This is a genomic window from Alcaligenes pakistanensis, assembly GCF_014652815.1.
In the GTDB taxonomy this organism is placed as follows: domain Bacteria; phylum Pseudomonadota; class Gammaproteobacteria; order Burkholderiales; family Burkholderiaceae_B; genus Alcaligenes; species Alcaligenes pakistanensis.
This window is the reverse complement of sequence record NZ_BMZN01000004.1, coordinates 74,900-89,215: the sequence shown is the minus strand read 5'-3', so window position 1 is coordinate 89,215 and position 14,316 is coordinate 74,900. Positions and strand designations below refer to the sequence as shown.

General features: G+C 55.1%; 14 protein-coding genes. 10 read left to right on the top strand and 4 right to left on the bottom strand.

The features are described from left to right. Positions 1 to 131 precede the first annotated feature (131 nt). From IE156_RS13280 to IE156_RS13235, 10 genes are all read left to right on the top strand, one after another. Complete coding sequence (locus tag IE156_RS13280) at positions 132 to 827, top strand: 3-oxoacid CoA-transferase subunit A (RefSeq protein ID WP_189393034.1); 696 nt, start codon at positions 132 to 134, stop codon at positions 825 to 827. Between the two features lie 26 nt (positions 828 to 853). Continuing rightward, complete coding sequence (locus IE156_RS13275; RefSeq protein WP_189393033.1) at positions 854 to 1,534, top strand: 3-oxoacid CoA-transferase subunit B; 681 nt, start codon at positions 854 to 856, stop codon at positions 1,532 to 1,534. After that, positions 1,531 to 2,334, top strand: a complete 804-nt coding sequence (gene pcaD, locus IE156_RS13270; RefSeq protein ID WP_189393032.1) for a 3-oxoadipate enol-lactonase — start codon at positions 1,531 to 1,533, stop codon at positions 2,332 to 2,334. The genes IE156_RS13275 and pcaD overlap by 4 nt, the downstream gene beginning before the upstream one ends. A 38-nt stretch (positions 2,335 to 2,372) precedes the next feature. Further along, a complete protein-coding gene (gene catC, locus IE156_RS13265; protein ID WP_189393031.1) occupies positions 2,373 to 2,648 on the top strand; it encodes a muconolactone Delta-isomerase in 276 nt (91 codons plus the stop codon). Between the two features lie 141 nt (positions 2,649 to 2,789). Next, entirely contained in the window at positions 2,790 to 3,971 is a 1,182-nt protein-coding gene (locus IE156_RS13260) for a benzoate/H(+) symporter BenE family transporter (protein WP_189393030.1), read from the top strand. Further along, positions 3,968 to 5,230, top strand: coding sequence for a GTPase (locus tag IE156_RS13255; RefSeq protein WP_189393029.1), 1,263 nt, complete (start codon positions 3,968 to 3,970; stop codon positions 5,228 to 5,230). Before IE156_RS13260 ends, IE156_RS13255 begins: the two co-directional genes overlap by 4 nt. Next, complete coding sequence (locus IE156_RS13250) at positions 5,230 to 6,765, top strand: GTPase (protein WP_189393028.1); 1,536 nt, start codon at positions 5,230 to 5,232, stop codon at positions 6,763 to 6,765. Before IE156_RS13255 ends, IE156_RS13250 begins: the two co-directional genes overlap by 1 nt. 268 nt (positions 6,766 to 7,033) lie before the next feature. Then, positions 7,034 to 7,972, top strand: a complete 939-nt coding sequence (locus tag IE156_RS13245; protein ID WP_373296537.1) for a ZIP family metal transporter — start codon at positions 7,034 to 7,036, stop codon at positions 7,970 to 7,972. A gap of 184 nt (positions 7,973 to 8,156) precedes the next feature. Next, entirely contained in the window at positions 8,157 to 8,798 is a 642-nt protein-coding gene (locus IE156_RS13240; RefSeq protein WP_189393026.1) for an ABC transporter ATP-binding protein, read from the top strand. Positions 8,799 to 8,975: 177 nt separating this feature from the next. Beyond that, positions 8,976 to 10,085, top strand: a complete 1,110-nt coding sequence (locus IE156_RS13235; protein WP_189393025.1) for a histone deacetylase-like amidohydrolase — start codon at positions 8,976 to 8,978, stop codon at positions 10,083 to 10,085. Between the two features lie 51 nt (positions 10,086 to 10,136). Here IE156_RS13235 and IE156_RS13230 read toward each other — a convergent pair whose 3' ends face one another. From IE156_RS13230 to IE156_RS13215, 4 genes are all read right to left on the bottom strand, one after another. Next, positions 10,137 to 11,072 carry a helix-turn-helix domain-containing protein gene (locus IE156_RS13230; protein ID WP_189393024.1) on the bottom strand — a complete coding sequence of 312 codons (936 nt, stop codon included), beginning with the start codon at positions 11,070 to 11,072 and terminating at the stop codon, positions 10,137 to 10,139. Positions 11,073 to 11,309: 237 nt separating this feature from the next. Beyond that, entirely contained in the window at positions 11,310 to 11,921 is a 612-nt protein-coding gene (locus IE156_RS13225) for a superoxide dismutase (protein WP_189393023.1), read from the bottom strand. 54 nt (positions 11,922 to 11,975) lie between these two features. Next, complete coding sequence (locus tag IE156_RS13220) at positions 11,976 to 12,455, bottom strand: DUF2753 family protein (RefSeq protein ID WP_189393022.1); 480 nt, start codon at positions 12,453 to 12,455, stop codon at positions 11,976 to 11,978. A gap of 299 nt (positions 12,456 to 12,754) precedes the next feature. Further along, positions 12,755 to 14,188, bottom strand: coding sequence for a hypothetical protein (locus IE156_RS13215; protein ID WP_189393021.1), 1,434 nt, complete (start codon positions 14,186 to 14,188; stop codon positions 12,755 to 12,757). Positions 14,189 to 14,316 lie beyond the last annotated feature (128 nt).

Below are 14,316 nucleotides of genomic sequence, written 5' to 3'. Positions count from 1 at the left end.
GTTTCAGTCCAGCGTCCGTGCTTATGTTCTATAAGCACGGCTCTGGGCTGACTTGTTTTTGCAGTGCCTGACGTAAGGGCTGGCTTGGTTTTGGCCCATCCGTAGCGTCAGTGCTTTATACGGAGAACGCAGTGATCGATAAACAGGTAAGCAGTGTTGCACAGGCTTTGCAGGATGTGCAGGACGGCGCCACGATTCTGGTCGGTGGTTTTGGAACGGCTGGTATACCCACGGAGTTGATCGACGGCTTGATCGAGCAAGGCGCTCGTGACCTGACCATCGTTAACAACAACGCGGGTAATGGCGATGTGGGGCTGGCGGCTTTGCTCAAGACGGGCCGGGTACGCAAGATTATTTGTAGCTTCCCCCGTCAGGCTGATTCCTGGGTATTCGATGACTTGTATCGCAGCGGCAAGATCGAGCTGGAACTGGTGCCTCAGGGCAATCTGGCCGAACGATTGCGCGCCGCCGGTGCGGGTATCGGTGGCTTTTTCTGCCCGACAGGCTATGGCACAGAACTGGCCAAGGGCAAAGAAACACGATTGATCAATGGCCGCTGGCATGTCTATGAAGAACCTATTCATGGAGATGTCGCCCTGATCAAAGCCGAGCGGGGGGACCGTTGGGGGAATTTGACCTACCGCATGGCGGCGCGCAACTTCGGACCAGTCATGGCGACCGCAGCTCGCACCACAATTGCCAGTGTGTTTGAACTGGCTGAACTGGGTCAACTGGACCCGGAAACGATTGTGACGCCCGGCATTCACGTGCGCCGCGTTGTGGTGGTGCCGCGCAGCCGCACTGAAGCAGGTGGGTTCAAAGCATGAACGGACAGAGCATGAAGGGGGACAGCATGACGCTTACTTATCAACGCCGCAGTAAAGATGAATTGGCGCAACGTGTCGCCCACGACATTCACGACGGTGCTTATGTGAATTTGGGCATTGGTATGCCTACTTTGGTAGCCAACCATTTGCCTGCGGGTGTAGAAGTGGTGCTGCATAGCGAAAACGGTATCTTGGGCATGGGCCCGGCACCGGCAGCAGGCCAGGAAGATTATGACCTGATCAATGCAGGCAAGCAGGCGGTCACGCTGCTGCCCGGTGGTGCGTTTTTCCATCATGCCGACAGCTTTGGCATGATGCGTGGCGGCCATCTGGATATTTGTGTGCTGGGTGCTTTCCAGGTGTCGGCTACTGGTGATCTGGCCAACTGGAGTACGGGCGAGCCCGGCGCGATTCCGGCTGTGGGCGGCGCTATGGATTTGGCGATTGGCGCGAAACAGACCTGGGTCATGATGGATGTGTTGACCAAGCAAGGCGTCAGCAAGCTGGTTGAACAATGCAGCTACCCCTTGACTGGACTGGCTTGCGTCAAACGTGTCTATACCGATTTAGCTACGCTGGCGTGCACGCCAGAGGGTTTGCAGTTGATTGATCTGGTGCCCGGTTTGACTCACGAAGCACTGGAAGAAATGATTGGCCTGCCCATTGCTGTGTCTGCCGTAGCGGCTGCACAGGGAGAAGGGCAATGACAGTCAGCCCCAGCGCCCTGAATACCGAGCGAGGCATGTTTCGCGTTAGCGTGGAAGGTGATCCGCTGGCTCCCGCTCTAATTCTGAGCAACTCCCTGGGCACCACGCAAGCAATGTGGGATCCGCAGGTAACAGGCTTTGCGAAGACCTATCGTCTGATTCGCTATGACACTCGTGGCCATGGCGGCAGCCCGGTGACTCCCGGCCCCTATCGTTTCAAGGATTTGGGGCGGGATGTACTGGCGATTCTGGATGCGCTGGATATTGAACGTGCCGCTTTTTGTGGCTTGTCCATGGGCGGCCATACCGGCCTGTGGCTGGGCGTTAATGCCCCTGAGCGCTTGAACTCCCTGATCGTTTGCAATAGCGCCGCCAAGATTGGCACTGCCCAGGCTTGGCAGGATCGGGCCGATGCCTTGCGCCAAGGTGGTGCCGCACAGATGCGTACGCTTGCAGATTCGGCTCCTTCGCGCTGGTTTGGGGAGGCGTTCATCAAGCAGTCGCCGGAGCTGGTTAAAGCGATGCAGGACAGTCTGGCCAAGCTCGACCCCCTGGGTTACGCCGCTTGCTGCGATGCTTTGGCCGATTCGGATCTGCGCGATCAGATCAAGGATATTGCCGCACCGACCTTGTTGGTGGCAGGCGAATGGGATCCGGTCACCACCGTAGCCGATGCCCAAGCCATGCAGGCCAACATTCCCGGCTCGAAAGTAGCGGTGGTACCGGCGTCGCACTTGTCCAATCTGGAAGCACCCGAGGCCTTCGAGCGTGCTGTATTGAGTTTTTTAGCCCAGGCCTGAACGCTTGAGCTTGATTATCGTTTTTAGAAAGGAACACCATGCTTTATCTGGTTCACATGATTGTTGATATCCCTGCCTCCTTGCCTGCTGAAGAGGCGGCACGTATCAAGGCCGAGGAAAAATCCTACTCGCAGGACCTGCAACGCTCGGGCAAATGGCCGCATCTGTGGCGTGTGGTGGGCGAGTACGCCAATTACAGCGTGTTCGATGTGGAAAGCAACGAAGAACTGCACAACGTGCTTAGTGCCTTGCCCTTGTTCCCCTATATGCAGATTACGGTGACTCCACTGGCCACGCACCCCTCGGCCATTTAAGTTTCACTAGCGGTAGAGAGTATCCCCACGCCGTGCCTTGGTTTGTGGCCCGGCGGTAAAAAACTCAGGCTGTGATCCCAGAGCAGCCTGAGCAACGAGTAAAGTTGAGAATTCTAAAAACGAGACTGGGGAGACAAAACGATGGGATTGAAAAGTGGATCGGCGTCGGTTTGGGTGGCTGGTTTTTTATCGGTGTTGATTGCCTACGCCGGGCCTTTGCTGATCTTTATTCAAGCCGCACAAGTCGGACGCATTGCGGATGCCGAGCTGATTTCCTGGATCTGGGCGATCTCCATAGGCGCAGGGGTGAGCGGCTTGTTCCTCAGTGCCTATCTGAAGCTGCCCATTATTACGGCCTGGTCGGCACCCGGTACGGCCTTATTGCTGACTTTATTTCCCGATATCTCCATGCCCGAAGTGGTGGGGGCGTATCTCAGTGCAGCCTTGATTATTGTTGTCATTGGCTTGACAGGCGGTTTTGAAAAGATTCTTTCCTTCATCCCTAAAGGTATTGCTGCGGGGATGATGGCTGGTATTTTGCTGCAGTTTGGTATGGCAGCGTTCAAGTCCAGCAGCGACATGCCGGCCATCGTGCTGGTGATGTTGGCGGTGTATTTGCTGGGCAAGCGGTTTTTGCCGCGCTACGCCATTGTGCTGGTGGCCTTGTCCGGATTTGTGATGGCGATGGTCAGTGGTCAGGTTCATATGGACGCCTTCAAGCTGGAGCTGGCTAGCCCGGTCTGGGTCAGTCCGGAATTTAATATCGCTACCTTGCTGAGCCTGACCTTGCCCTTGGTGCTGGTTAGCTTGACGGGGCAGTATCTGCCGGGCATGGCCGTCCTGCAGTTGGCGGGCTATCCCACCCCCTCGCGTCCGGTCTTGGCGGGCACGGGTTTGGCATCGATGTTAGTGGCCTGCTTTGGTGGCATCACCATTGTGCTGTCTTCTATTACCGCTGCCTTGTGTACCGGTAAGGATGCCCATCCTGACCCCAGCAAACGCTATGTGGCCGGAGTTGCTAATGGCGTGTTCTACCTGCTGGGTGGAACCTTTGCCGGTTCGATTGTGTATTTATTCACGGCTTTGCCCGCGTCGCTGATTGCAGCTTTGGCGGGTCTGGCATTGATAGGGGCCATTGTGGCCAATGTGCGGGTGATGGTCAGTGAAAGCGGCTATATAGAGCCCTCGGTCATCACATTTTTAACTACCGCATCAGGAATGAGCTTGTTTGGACTGGGCGCCGCATTTTGGGGCGTCGTGTTTGGCCTGGTGGCCTACCGTTTGTTGGGTCCAGGCATAAGTGAGAAAAGGAAGAGACTATGAATCAGTTGGCTGAATCCCTTGACCATGTATTAGAGCCTGTCTTGGCCGTGTTGCCACAGCGCCGCTGGGATCTGGATCGTTTGCGCGTTCTCTTGCAGTTGAATGTGCCGCCAACGGTAACCGTAGTCGGTAAATATAATCACGGCAAAAGCCGTTTGTTGAACGAGCTGATGGGCAGCGATATTTTTAACGTGGCTGATCGCCGTGAAACAGTGGCCCTGGCCGAGCACGTGCAGCAAGGCGTGCGCTGGCTGGATGCTCCCGGCTTATATGCCGATGTCGCCTTGCAGGACGATGCCCTGGCGCGTGAAGCCATGGGTTTGCAGGCCGATATTCGCCTGTTCGTTCACGCCGCCAAAGAAGGCGAGCTGGACGCGCTGGAAAGTAATTTGCTGCAAGACCTGGTGGCAGATCATCAACGCTCGCAGCGCCAAAACCTGATGGTTATCAGCCAGATCGACCAGTTGGCGGATGATGCCCAAGAGGACAAAGTCTTGACGGCCATTCAACAGCAGTGTGCCGGGTTAAATTTGCATCCGGTGTCCAGCACCCGTTATCGCCAAGGCCGTGATGGTGGTAAGCAGCGCATGTTGGAGAAAAGTGGAATTCCTGCCTTGCAGGCTTCGCTGGAAGCAGCTTTACAGCGTGTACCGCAAGCACGTGAGTTTGAGCGTGAAACCTTGCTGACCGAACTGACGCAAGAGCTAAATACCTTGCAGCACAAGCAGGAGCAAAGTCTTTCCAGCTTGCAGCAGACTCAAAAGCAGCAAGGTATTGATTTTGTTGAAGGCCTGGGCAAGATTCTGGAACGCATAGCCAACGATCTGGAGCCGGTGGTCAATGCCCCTGGTGTGGATCATTCTCTGGTGCCGGATACCTTTGAGTTTGGTTTCAAGATGACCGCAGGCAAACAAGAGCGTGCCCGTTTGCAAATTGCCTATTCGCGTGCGTGTATTGCCATCAATGGGCATTTGGTGGAATACGGTGCCGTGGGTTTGCCCGCTGCACAACGTACTTCAGTACGCAGCATGGATACCGTCATGATTGCTGTGATGGGGGTGTCGGTGAAATACCGTGCCGATCTGCGCCGTATCTTTTGTGAACAGGCTGGACGTGACAAGCTGGTTCAGGACTTCACACATTACTTTGAAGTCTCGGACGGCCGCGTCGCCCTGGAAAAGCAGATTGAACAGACTGAGAACCAGCTTGCGCAAACGCGGCAGGCTTTGGATGGCCTGTCCTCATTGGAGCATGCGTAATGTTGGTGGAAAGCTCGTTTATCAAGGCCGTTGCAGATCTGAATCCTGCCAGTCAGGATATGCAGCCCGCGATTGCCAAGATGGAGCAGTGGTTGGTGGACTTGGGTCAAACCACCGTGTCCAAAGCCTTGACCGGCACCGCGTTGCTTGAGCAAGGCGCCTTGGCACAAAGTGCCCGGAATCTGAATCAGCAGTTGCAGGTACAGCGGGAGAGCTGGGCGGATTCCTGGGCGTCGTTGGCACCCGCTCAAGAACTGGCAGATCGTTTTCGTGACCGTATCATGCTGCTGGTCTTTGGCTCCTTTAATGCCGGTAAAAGTTCTTTGTGTAATTTCCTGGCGGATCGCTTTCGTCAGCAGGGGCACAGCGTAGACTTTTTCCGTTTGGCCGATGGCCAGATGCAAGCTATGCCAGAAGGCTTTCAGGAAGGTGCTACCGAGACCACCGTGGCCTTGCAAGGGGTGTGCTTGGGCGACAAGCTGGTCTTGCTGGATACCCCCGGTTTGCACTCGGCCAATGCACATAATGCGGCCTTGACGCAGCAGTTTCTGGAAAGCACCGATGCACTCTTGTGGTTAAGCAGCTCCAGTGCGCCAGGGCAAGTTCAGGAGCTGGGCGACTTGCTGGTGGAACTGCGCCGCAACAAGCCTTTATTGCCGATTATTACTCGTAGCGATCGTATTGAAGAAGATGAGATCGACGACGAGATCGTTAAGGTTCTGTGCAATAAGTCGGTAGAAAACCGCCAGTTGCAGGAAGAAGACGTGATGACGCGGGCGGCTCAAGCTCTGAACCATTGGGGATTGGGCAGTGGGTTGCTTAAACCCGCCTTGTCCTTGTCCGTGCATATGGCGCGTAGCCAGCAAGAGGAAGGGCTGGAGCAAGCTGGTTTCGAGCGTCTGTATGTGGCTGTGCAAAATCTCTTGGGACCTGCCTTGGCCTACAAGCAGCGCAAACCGGCTGAGCTGCAACTGCACCATATCGAAGAAGTCATTTTGGCTCCTTTGATGCAGACTCTGGACCAAGCCGCTGCGCAATTGCGCCAGCACCTGGACGAACAAACGGTCTTGCTGGAAGATGCTGTGCAAGTGCTGACAGAAAGCACTTGGCGTCGTGTGGTGCCGCAGTTGCCGGATGTATTGGAAAAACATGCGGCGCAGCAGGATGTTGCCGCCGTACGTGCAGAGCTTAGCCAGAACATTGCCAAGGAAGTTGCGGAACAAAGCCAGGTGCTGTTGAGCACGTATCATCTGACCCAGCCTGCTTTACCCAGCTTGAATTTGCCCGCGCATATTGGCTATGAAGTCTTCCAGGAGCAGGGCGAAGGGCAAGCGCCGTTAATTGATTACAACCGTCTTTACATGAGCTTGAACGATGTGGTCATGAATAGTGCCCGTGAACTGGCTGAGCAACTTGTGGAGCAGGCGGAACGTAGTCTGGAACAGGTCAAGCAAGAACTGTTGCAATTGCAAAATGCCGTGTCGGATCAGGCCCAGGCTTTGCAGACGATCAAGCATCAATTACATGCTGCTTGAAACATCGATATTTCGGTTTTATATGATGATATGAGGCACAAAAAATAGCGTAAATAACGGTCGAGCCGTATGCTGGTTTCCTAAGATGTTGCTTATTTGTTGAAATGCTAATGAGAATTGTTAGCATTTCGATATTTATATATTAAATCGATTAGGAAATCGCTATTATGGTTTGTACCGCATCCATGCTTTAGCAAAGAGCCGTTTTACGGCTTTTTGCGTCTCTACAGGCAATGTGGATGGCGTAATTTTCTGGGGGCGCATGGCTATGAAACCGAAAACAAGCCACTACTTTTTACCCAATAAGGGAACCTCGCCTAACTGGCGGCAACACCTGCGCCTGTGGGTTGGACTGATCATCTCCATGGGGGGCGTTTGGGCCCTGTGTCATCAGTTCTGGCTTTACGCACAAGATCATCCGGTGGTTTTGCAAGCCTTGGTTGGTGGCTCGATTGCTGCACTGGCAACCGCCCTGGGCACGGTGCCGGTCATGTTCTCCCAAACCATGTCACAACGTACTCAAGATACTTTGTATGGCTTTGGGGCAGGGGTGATGCTGGCCGCTTGTGCCTTCTCGCTGGTCTTGCCTGGTCTGGAAGCGGCGGAAAATCAGCAGGTATTTGGTGGCGGCGCCTGGGGGGCGGGTTCGGCAGTGGGCATGGCTATCTTGTTAGGTGCCGCGTCATTGATGCTGCTGGATCGTATCTTGCCCCATGAGCACTTTATCAAGGGGCGTGAAGGCCCCGGCAGTGCGTCTTCCACCAAGTTGCGTCGCACCTGGCTGTTTGTCATTGCTATTACCCTGCACAACTTTCCGGAAGGTTTGGCGATTGGCGTGGGCTATGTAGGCAATGAAGGCGTGCGTGCCAATGCGCTGGCTACCGGTATTGCGATTCAAGACGTTCCCGAAGGTTTGGTCGTGGCCTTGGCCTTGTTAGCCGCTGGCTATAGCCGTACTTTTTCTGTGCTTTTGGGGATGGCCAGCGGTTTGGTCGAGCCTATTGGTGCCGTGCTTGGTGCCGTTGCTGTTAGCAGTTCGCTGGTGCTCTTGCCCTTTGGTTTAGGCTTTGCGGCAGGCGCCATGCTGTTTGTGATCAGCCACGAGATCATTCCGGAATCGCACCGGCAAGGGCATGAAACTTTTGCCACGGGTGGCTTGATGATTGGCTTTGTACTGATGATGTTGCTGGACACCGCTTTGGGGTAGGACGTGCGAGCAGAAAGATAGCCTGAACAAGCCCACCTTGTTTCAGGCTATTTTTTTAATCCGTGGGGCCTATACTTAAGCCTCTTGTCTTGCACGACCTTAGCGTTCAGGCGGCGGTTTTCCTGGATGGGCGCTTTGAGGTTAATGTGCAGATAACTCCGTCACCTTCTCAATACGTTCCAGCATGCTACGCATCGACAATCTTAGTAAACATTATGGCGACCACCCCGTATTCCAGGGTTTGACGCATACTTTCTCGCCCGGATGCGTGGCGCTATGCGAAGAAGACAGCACTGGAAAATCCACCTTATTAGGCGTCATTGCGGGTCTTATCGTGCCGGATGCCGGCGAGGTTTGGATTGACGGGCATTCGATGACTCAAACGCCACGGCAAGCCCGAGCCCGCATGGCTTACGTGCCTGATAATTGCTTGATGTTTCCGTCGCAGACAGGGCGTGGCTTGCTGGAGCAAATCGCTGCAGAAAAGAACACCCGCCTGGACGATAGCGTGCTGGATCTGACATACAGACTGGGACTGGAGCCGCATCTGGATAAGCGCTTTGAGCAGATGTCGACCGGTACACGCCGCAAGGTTTTCCTGACGGCTGCCGCCTTGGGTGACCCGGCCCTGGTCATTGCAGATGGCCCTAGCAATGGGCTGGATACGCAGGCTCGTGCTGTGCTGGCTGAACAGTTCAAAATCTGGTCTCAGGATCGCGTTGTGCTGTTCGCCGGTCACGATGAGGAACTGATACAGGCTTGCGGGGCAGAAGAAATCAATGTGGCCGAGCTCGGCGATCCATCGTGGTTCGCCAGGCAGGTATAAGCCATAGAGTCAAAAAGCCAGGAAGACAGAGGCCGCTTGGGTTTGAAAGCGGCCTCTGTCTTTGTCTATCTTGAGCACGCCTAGGGTGCGTGCTAAATTCGGCAATTCTACGGATTCTTTTACCCGTCCAGATCTCTAGCATGGTTATGCCAAGCAAACCAAAATAAAGGAGACGACATGGCAACAGGGTATATCTGGAACACACTTTACGGTTGGGTTGACACCGGAACGGGCAGTCTTGCCTCGGCCAATCTGGCCGCACGCCTACAGCCCATCGGCCACCATTTGGCCCACCCGGATACGAAGCGCCGTTTTCACGAGCTGGTCTGCGCGTCCGGGCAGATTGATCATCTGACTACCATTAAGGCCAAGCCTGCCCGCGACAAGGATATTTTGCGCGTTCATACGGCAGAGCATCTGGCCAATATGCAACGTGTTAGCGCCTTAGCGACGGGAGGCGATACCGGTGACGGCATCACCACCATGGGCAATGGCGGTCTGGAAATTGCCATGCTGTCTGCGGGCGGTGCGATTGAGCTGGTCAAGCAGGTGGTCAGTCGGGAAGTCAGTAATGGCTATGCCTTGGTGAATCCTCCCGGCCACCATGCCCCTCGCGCAGGGGCAATGGGCTTTTGCATTTTCAACAATACCTCGGTAGCCGCAGCCTATGCGCGCGAGGAACTAGGGCTGGATCGTGTCGCGATTGTGGATTGGGACGTGCATCACGGTAATGGCACTCAGGACATCTGGTGGAATGATCCATCGGTTTTGACGATTTCCCTACATCAGCATCTGTGCTTTCCGGCCAATAGCGGTTTCACCGACGAGCACGGCGAAGGAGAGGGGCTGGGTTACAACCTGAACATTCCGCTGCCGCCCGGTGGCGGTAACGCCGCCTATACCTATGCCTTTGAAAAGGTCGTGCTGCCTGCGCTGCGAGCCTATCAACCGCAATTGATTATTGTGGGCTCGGGCTTTGATGCCAGCATGATGGACCCCTTGGCTCGAATGATGGTCACGGCGTCCGGGTTCCGTCAGATGGCACGCCAGATCATCGATTGCGCCGAGGAAGTCTGCGAGGGCCGTATCGCTTTTGTGCAGGAAGGTGGCTATAGCCCCCACTATCTGCCATTTTGCGGTCAGGCCGTTATCGAGGAGCTGACTGGCGTACGGACCCTGGCTGACCCCTACGGTGAATTCCTGGGGGGCATGGGAGGCGACACGCTATTGGATGCCGAGCGGGCTCGGGTGGACGCGGCAGCGGTCTTACTCGATGCTTTGCGTTGATCGGTTCTTAGCAGGATAGAAAGACTTGGCGGCGGACTGGGCTAAGCCCCTTTAGTGGCACAGTCCGGGCACCGCGGCCAAGATTGCTCCATGAGCATCAGGTACATACCAATGATTCAGGGCCGCCTTGACGGCCGCCTCCGTTCGTCGGGTGATACCCAGTTTGCGGTGCAATGAGGTCACATGTGAATGTACGGTGCGCTCGCTTAGGAACAGGCTGGCTGCGATTTCACGGTCGGTATAACCCGTCATCAGCCAGCCCAATACTTGCATTTCTTTAGCGCTCAGCGCTGCGGGCAAGGCGGCTGGAACCAGCCGAACCAGCACATCACCTTTGGTAAAGCGCTGCGCCTGCAGTCGATAACTCCGTTTTCCTTCCAGCCAGTAAGCCTGTAAGGTAGATGCGTCCTGGCGCATGAAGGATAGGGCTTTGGCCAGGGTGGGGCTGAAGGCCGGTGCATCTGTCACCATGTCGTTCCGCAAGGCCAGTCCGCCCGCTTGCGGTACCAGGTGCAGCTCAATGCCACTTGGCGACGCGATATTTCGCATGGCCTCTTCCAGCAGTACTTTGGCGCCTAATGCCAGCGTGCGCACATGGCGGTTAAAGCGTCCAGCTTGCTGAGAGGAAAAGTGGGCCATTCCAAGGTAGGTATCGCCATGTTGAAGCTCAACAGTCATGCCATCCAGGAAACCGCCACGTAGCAAGGCATCGGTGTAGATGGCCGTGCTGCGAAACGGGGGATTCATGGTGTCAGAGCACTCGGAGATAGACGGCGGCAGCAAATCCAGCGGGGAGGCTTGTGCCGTAAAACCGGGTGCGTAAAGTTGTGGGAAGCCCGTGCCCAAGGCAGAGGCGCAACTGACGTTATAGCCCTCGCAATGCAGTTCCAGATGGGTACGGCTTTGTGGCGCACAACCCAGCAACTGCACCGCATCGAAGTGAAATAGCGTGCGTAAGGATTGAATACGATCGCAAAGACTCACCATGGGGCAGACCTGTTTGTCGATTGATAAAGGGGCGAATTATCAACTTAGCGCCTGGTAGCTGAGAGCGCAATGGGGCCATACCCGAGCCAGCGGAAAAGTGGGAGGTCTTTGTCCCCTCCACAAAAACAAAAACCCTCCTAGTCAGGAGGGTGAGCGCACAAAAATGCGTGATGGAACGGGCTGTTGCCCCGTGTGCCCTTGCCTGAGCAGGCCAAGAGACCAGACCTGAATAATCCCTTATTTAACGGCTTCCAAATATCGTCTCAGCACTTCGGGCCAATTAATGACATTGAAAAACGCGGCAATGTATTCAGGCCGGCGATTCTGATACTTCAGGTAGTAAGCGTGCTCCCACACATCCAGACCCAAAATAGGTGTATTTCCCTGCATCAACGGGCTGTCCTGATTGCCAGTGCTCTCTACCACCAGCTTTTTTTCCGGTGTCACGCTGAGCCAAGCCCAACCACTGCCAAAACGAGAAATGGCGGCTTTGGTAAACGCTTCCTTGAATTTCTCAAGACCACCCAAATCCCGCTCAATGGCATGAGCCAAGTCTTTAGGTACAGAAGTATCAGCATCCGGTGTCATTACCGTCCAGAACAAACTGTGGTTAGCATGACCGCCGCCGTTATTGCGGACCACAGCTCGCACAGATTCGGGCAGCGTATCCAGGCCGGCAACCAGCTCATCAATGGGTGGACAAGGTAAACCAGCTGCCTCCAGCGCTGCATTCAGATTATTGATATAGGTCTGATGATGTTTGCTGTAGTGGATTTCCATGGTCTGGGTATCAATATGAGGCTCCAGAGCATGGTAGGCATAAGGCAGGGCAGGTAGGGTGTAAGACAAAACGCACTCCTCGATAAGCCCCAGGCAGTCAGTGCCTGGGGGACAGAATAAAATTCAATGAGAAAAAGAGCGTTCCTGCGGACTTACCGCCCCTAAAAACAGGGCGGAGCAGGTAGGGACATGATGGGGGTGGCGACGGGCATAACGGGCCAGCTCGGCATAGGTGCGCCGGCTATGCTGCCAAGCAGCCATGCGCCAATCGTCCGACAAATGGGTATTGGCTGCTGCGCAGCACAAGGTTTCGTGAGCCGTACACAGGTGCAAGCCTTGTTCATCACTTTGACCCAGTTGCTCGCAGGCATCGGCCAGATTCAAATGGGCAATTACCCAGGCGGCAATGGTGGCGTCGGCTCCTTCGCTAGAGCCAAACAGCAGGGGTTTGACGTAGGCGCGGGCCTGTTGATAATGCGCGATGGCATCGGTGTAATTGCAGGCTTGAAAAGCCTGATTGCCTTGGGCGATCAAGTTACGCCAGGAGGCTAGTTCATCGCGGTGAACTAACGCGTGCTGTGGCTGAGGGCTGAGTGTCTGCATGCATTGCTCCTGATAAAGGTAGCGCATCAATAATGAAATTAATGATAATGATTTGCATTTATATTATCAAGAAAATCCCAGCAGCAAATCGTAAGCAGATCAAACGCCAGTCAAAAAGGGGGGGAGGTAAGGCTGAAAGCCAGTGTTATCGCGGTTTTAGGCAAGACGGGAAGGCATTTAGGTGTATACCCTGAAGTCTTTGCTACTGGCTGTAGATCAAGGTCTGGGAAGCAGCCAGACAAGAAAAAAGGCTGAAAGCCCGAGAGCGTTCAGCCTTGATTCATCCTGCCTGGATCGTCTTAACGACGTTTGGCCGTCAGTTCGTACTCCATGTCTTGGTCGTAGCTGCCCAAGGACATGGCTTTCACTTCGTATTCGCCCACTTCCAGCTGAACTTCCAGACGGGCATTCAGGTCGCCGCCGCTGTCGTCGTCTTCAGCCACGGTCTGGCCGTCTTTCTGTAGCGTCAAGTAGGTGTCAAAGGTAGGAGATGTCATGTCGATGACGTAGCTGCCAGCCTGACGCACGTTCAGTTTGTAGCTGTCGCTGGTGATGCCTTGCAGCATCAGCGCTTGACGGGGCTCACCCACGCGCAGCACACCGCCACCGGCGTTCGCAGGCACCTCATCGGCCGAGGCCACCAGAACATACAGACCGGCCTGATTGGAGCCAGAGATCTTCACCTGATGCTCACCAGCAGCCAGCACGCTACGTACTCGTTGTTGACCCGCTTCATCGCCGTATTGATTGGCGCTGTTGGAGTCCACTTCCAGCGTAGCCTGGAAACCTTGGGCATCCATTTGTACCGTTACCAGCTTGGGCTCGGACAGGGTGAAGCTGTAGGTTTGGGTTTCGCCCGTGAACAGACCTGTTTTGCCGTCACCGCCCAGGTTCAGGCTGTCGCCGGTTTTCAGCTCGATCTCGCCTGTCATTTCTTCAGGTTTGATTTCCAGCGAGAAACCGCCCTGGAAGTTTTGTGCGCCCATGGCCGAGCTGGCCTGAACAATGTATTCACCCGCCTTCAGGTAAACCTGCATGCGGGCATCCGTGCCACCACCGCTGTCATCATCCGAAGCCAGCTCCATGCCTCGACGATCCATCAGTTTCAGATAGGCGTCCATGCTGTTTTGCTCAGCCTTCATGGCGATGCTGTACAAGCCGTCTTTATCGATATTCAAGCGGTAGCGCTTCTGACCGCCCAAGGCCCAGTCATTAATCGTCTGGTCTTGAGTCAGGGGCTCGCCGGTATAAGCTTTCAGCGTGTCTACAACGACCTGGAATGGACCGTAGGAGCTGGTATTAAAACCGCTGACGACCACTTGATAGGTGTCGTTGAAGTCGGCTTTAAAGCCCAGGGAGGTCGCCTGACCTTTGGTCTCGCTATCCGGGCAGTCTTCGCAACGCTGAGTGCGTGTCACCAGTTCGCCATTGCGCAGCACGCTGATTTGCGGGCGCAAAGGACCGCTGACGATGATCTTGATAATCTGGCCTGCTTCGGCCTTCACATCAAACAGGCTGCTACGTACGCCATCGCTCAGGTTCAAAAAGCTCTTGCTGGTCAATTCACCGGAGCTGGACTGGCCCAGCGTCAGGGTTTGGGCGGAGCCGATGGTGCTGGGGGCGCTGACCGGGCTGTTTGCGGCCGGTGTGGGTACGTTTTTGGCGTAATAAATGGCGCCACCGGCGCCGATCGCGATGCCCAGCAGGGCAGCAAATAAAGTAGTTGGCTTCATGATCTCTGAAGACTCGCTAAATAAAAGAGTAAGGCACCGATAAGCCGGAAGCCGTTAGCGGGCGATTGTACTGGAGCTGAGAAGGCAAGCGCACGCTATTGCAACAAGATAATACGGACAGGGTCGGA

Coding starts and splice junctions, on each gene's coding strand:
- IE156_RS13275 (WP_189393033.1), top strand. CDS start 854: ATGACGCTTACTTATCAACGCCGCAGTAAAGATGAATTGGCGCAACGT.
- pcaD (WP_189393032.1), top strand. CDS start 1,531: ATGACAGTCAGCCCCAGCGCCCTGAATACCGAGCGAGGCATGTTTCGC.
- catC (WP_189393031.1), top strand. CDS start 2,373: ATGCTTTATCTGGTTCACATGATTGTTGATATCCCTGCCTCCTTGCCT.
- IE156_RS13260 (WP_189393030.1), top strand. CDS start 2,790: ATGGGATTGAAAAGTGGATCGGCGTCGGTTTGGGTGGCTGGTTTTTTA.
- IE156_RS13255 (WP_189393029.1), top strand. CDS start 3,968: ATGAATCAGTTGGCTGAATCCCTTGACCATGTATTAGAGCCTGTCTTG.
- IE156_RS13250 (WP_189393028.1), top strand. CDS start 5,230: ATGTTGGTGGAAAGCTCGTTTATCAAGGCCGTTGCAGATCTGAATCCT.
- IE156_RS13245 (WP_373296537.1), top strand. CDS start 7,034: ATGAAACCGAAAACAAGCCACTACTTTTTACCCAATAAGGGAACCTCG.
- IE156_RS13240 (WP_189393026.1), top strand. CDS start 8,157: ATGCTACGCATCGACAATCTTAGTAAACATTATGGCGACCACCCCGTA.
- IE156_RS13235 (WP_189393025.1), top strand. CDS start 8,976: ATGGCAACAGGGTATATCTGGAACACACTTTACGGTTGGGTTGACACC.
- IE156_RS13230 (WP_189393024.1), bottom strand. CDS start 11,072: ATGGTGAGTCTTTGCGATCGTATTCAATCCTTACGCACGCTATTTCAC.
- IE156_RS13220 (WP_189393022.1), bottom strand. CDS start 12,455: ATGCAGACACTCAGCCCTCAGCCACAGCACGCGTTAGTTCACCGCGAT.
- IE156_RS13215 (WP_189393021.1), bottom strand. CDS start 14,188: ATGAAGCCAACTACTTTATTTGCTGCCCTGCTGGGCATCGCGATCGGC.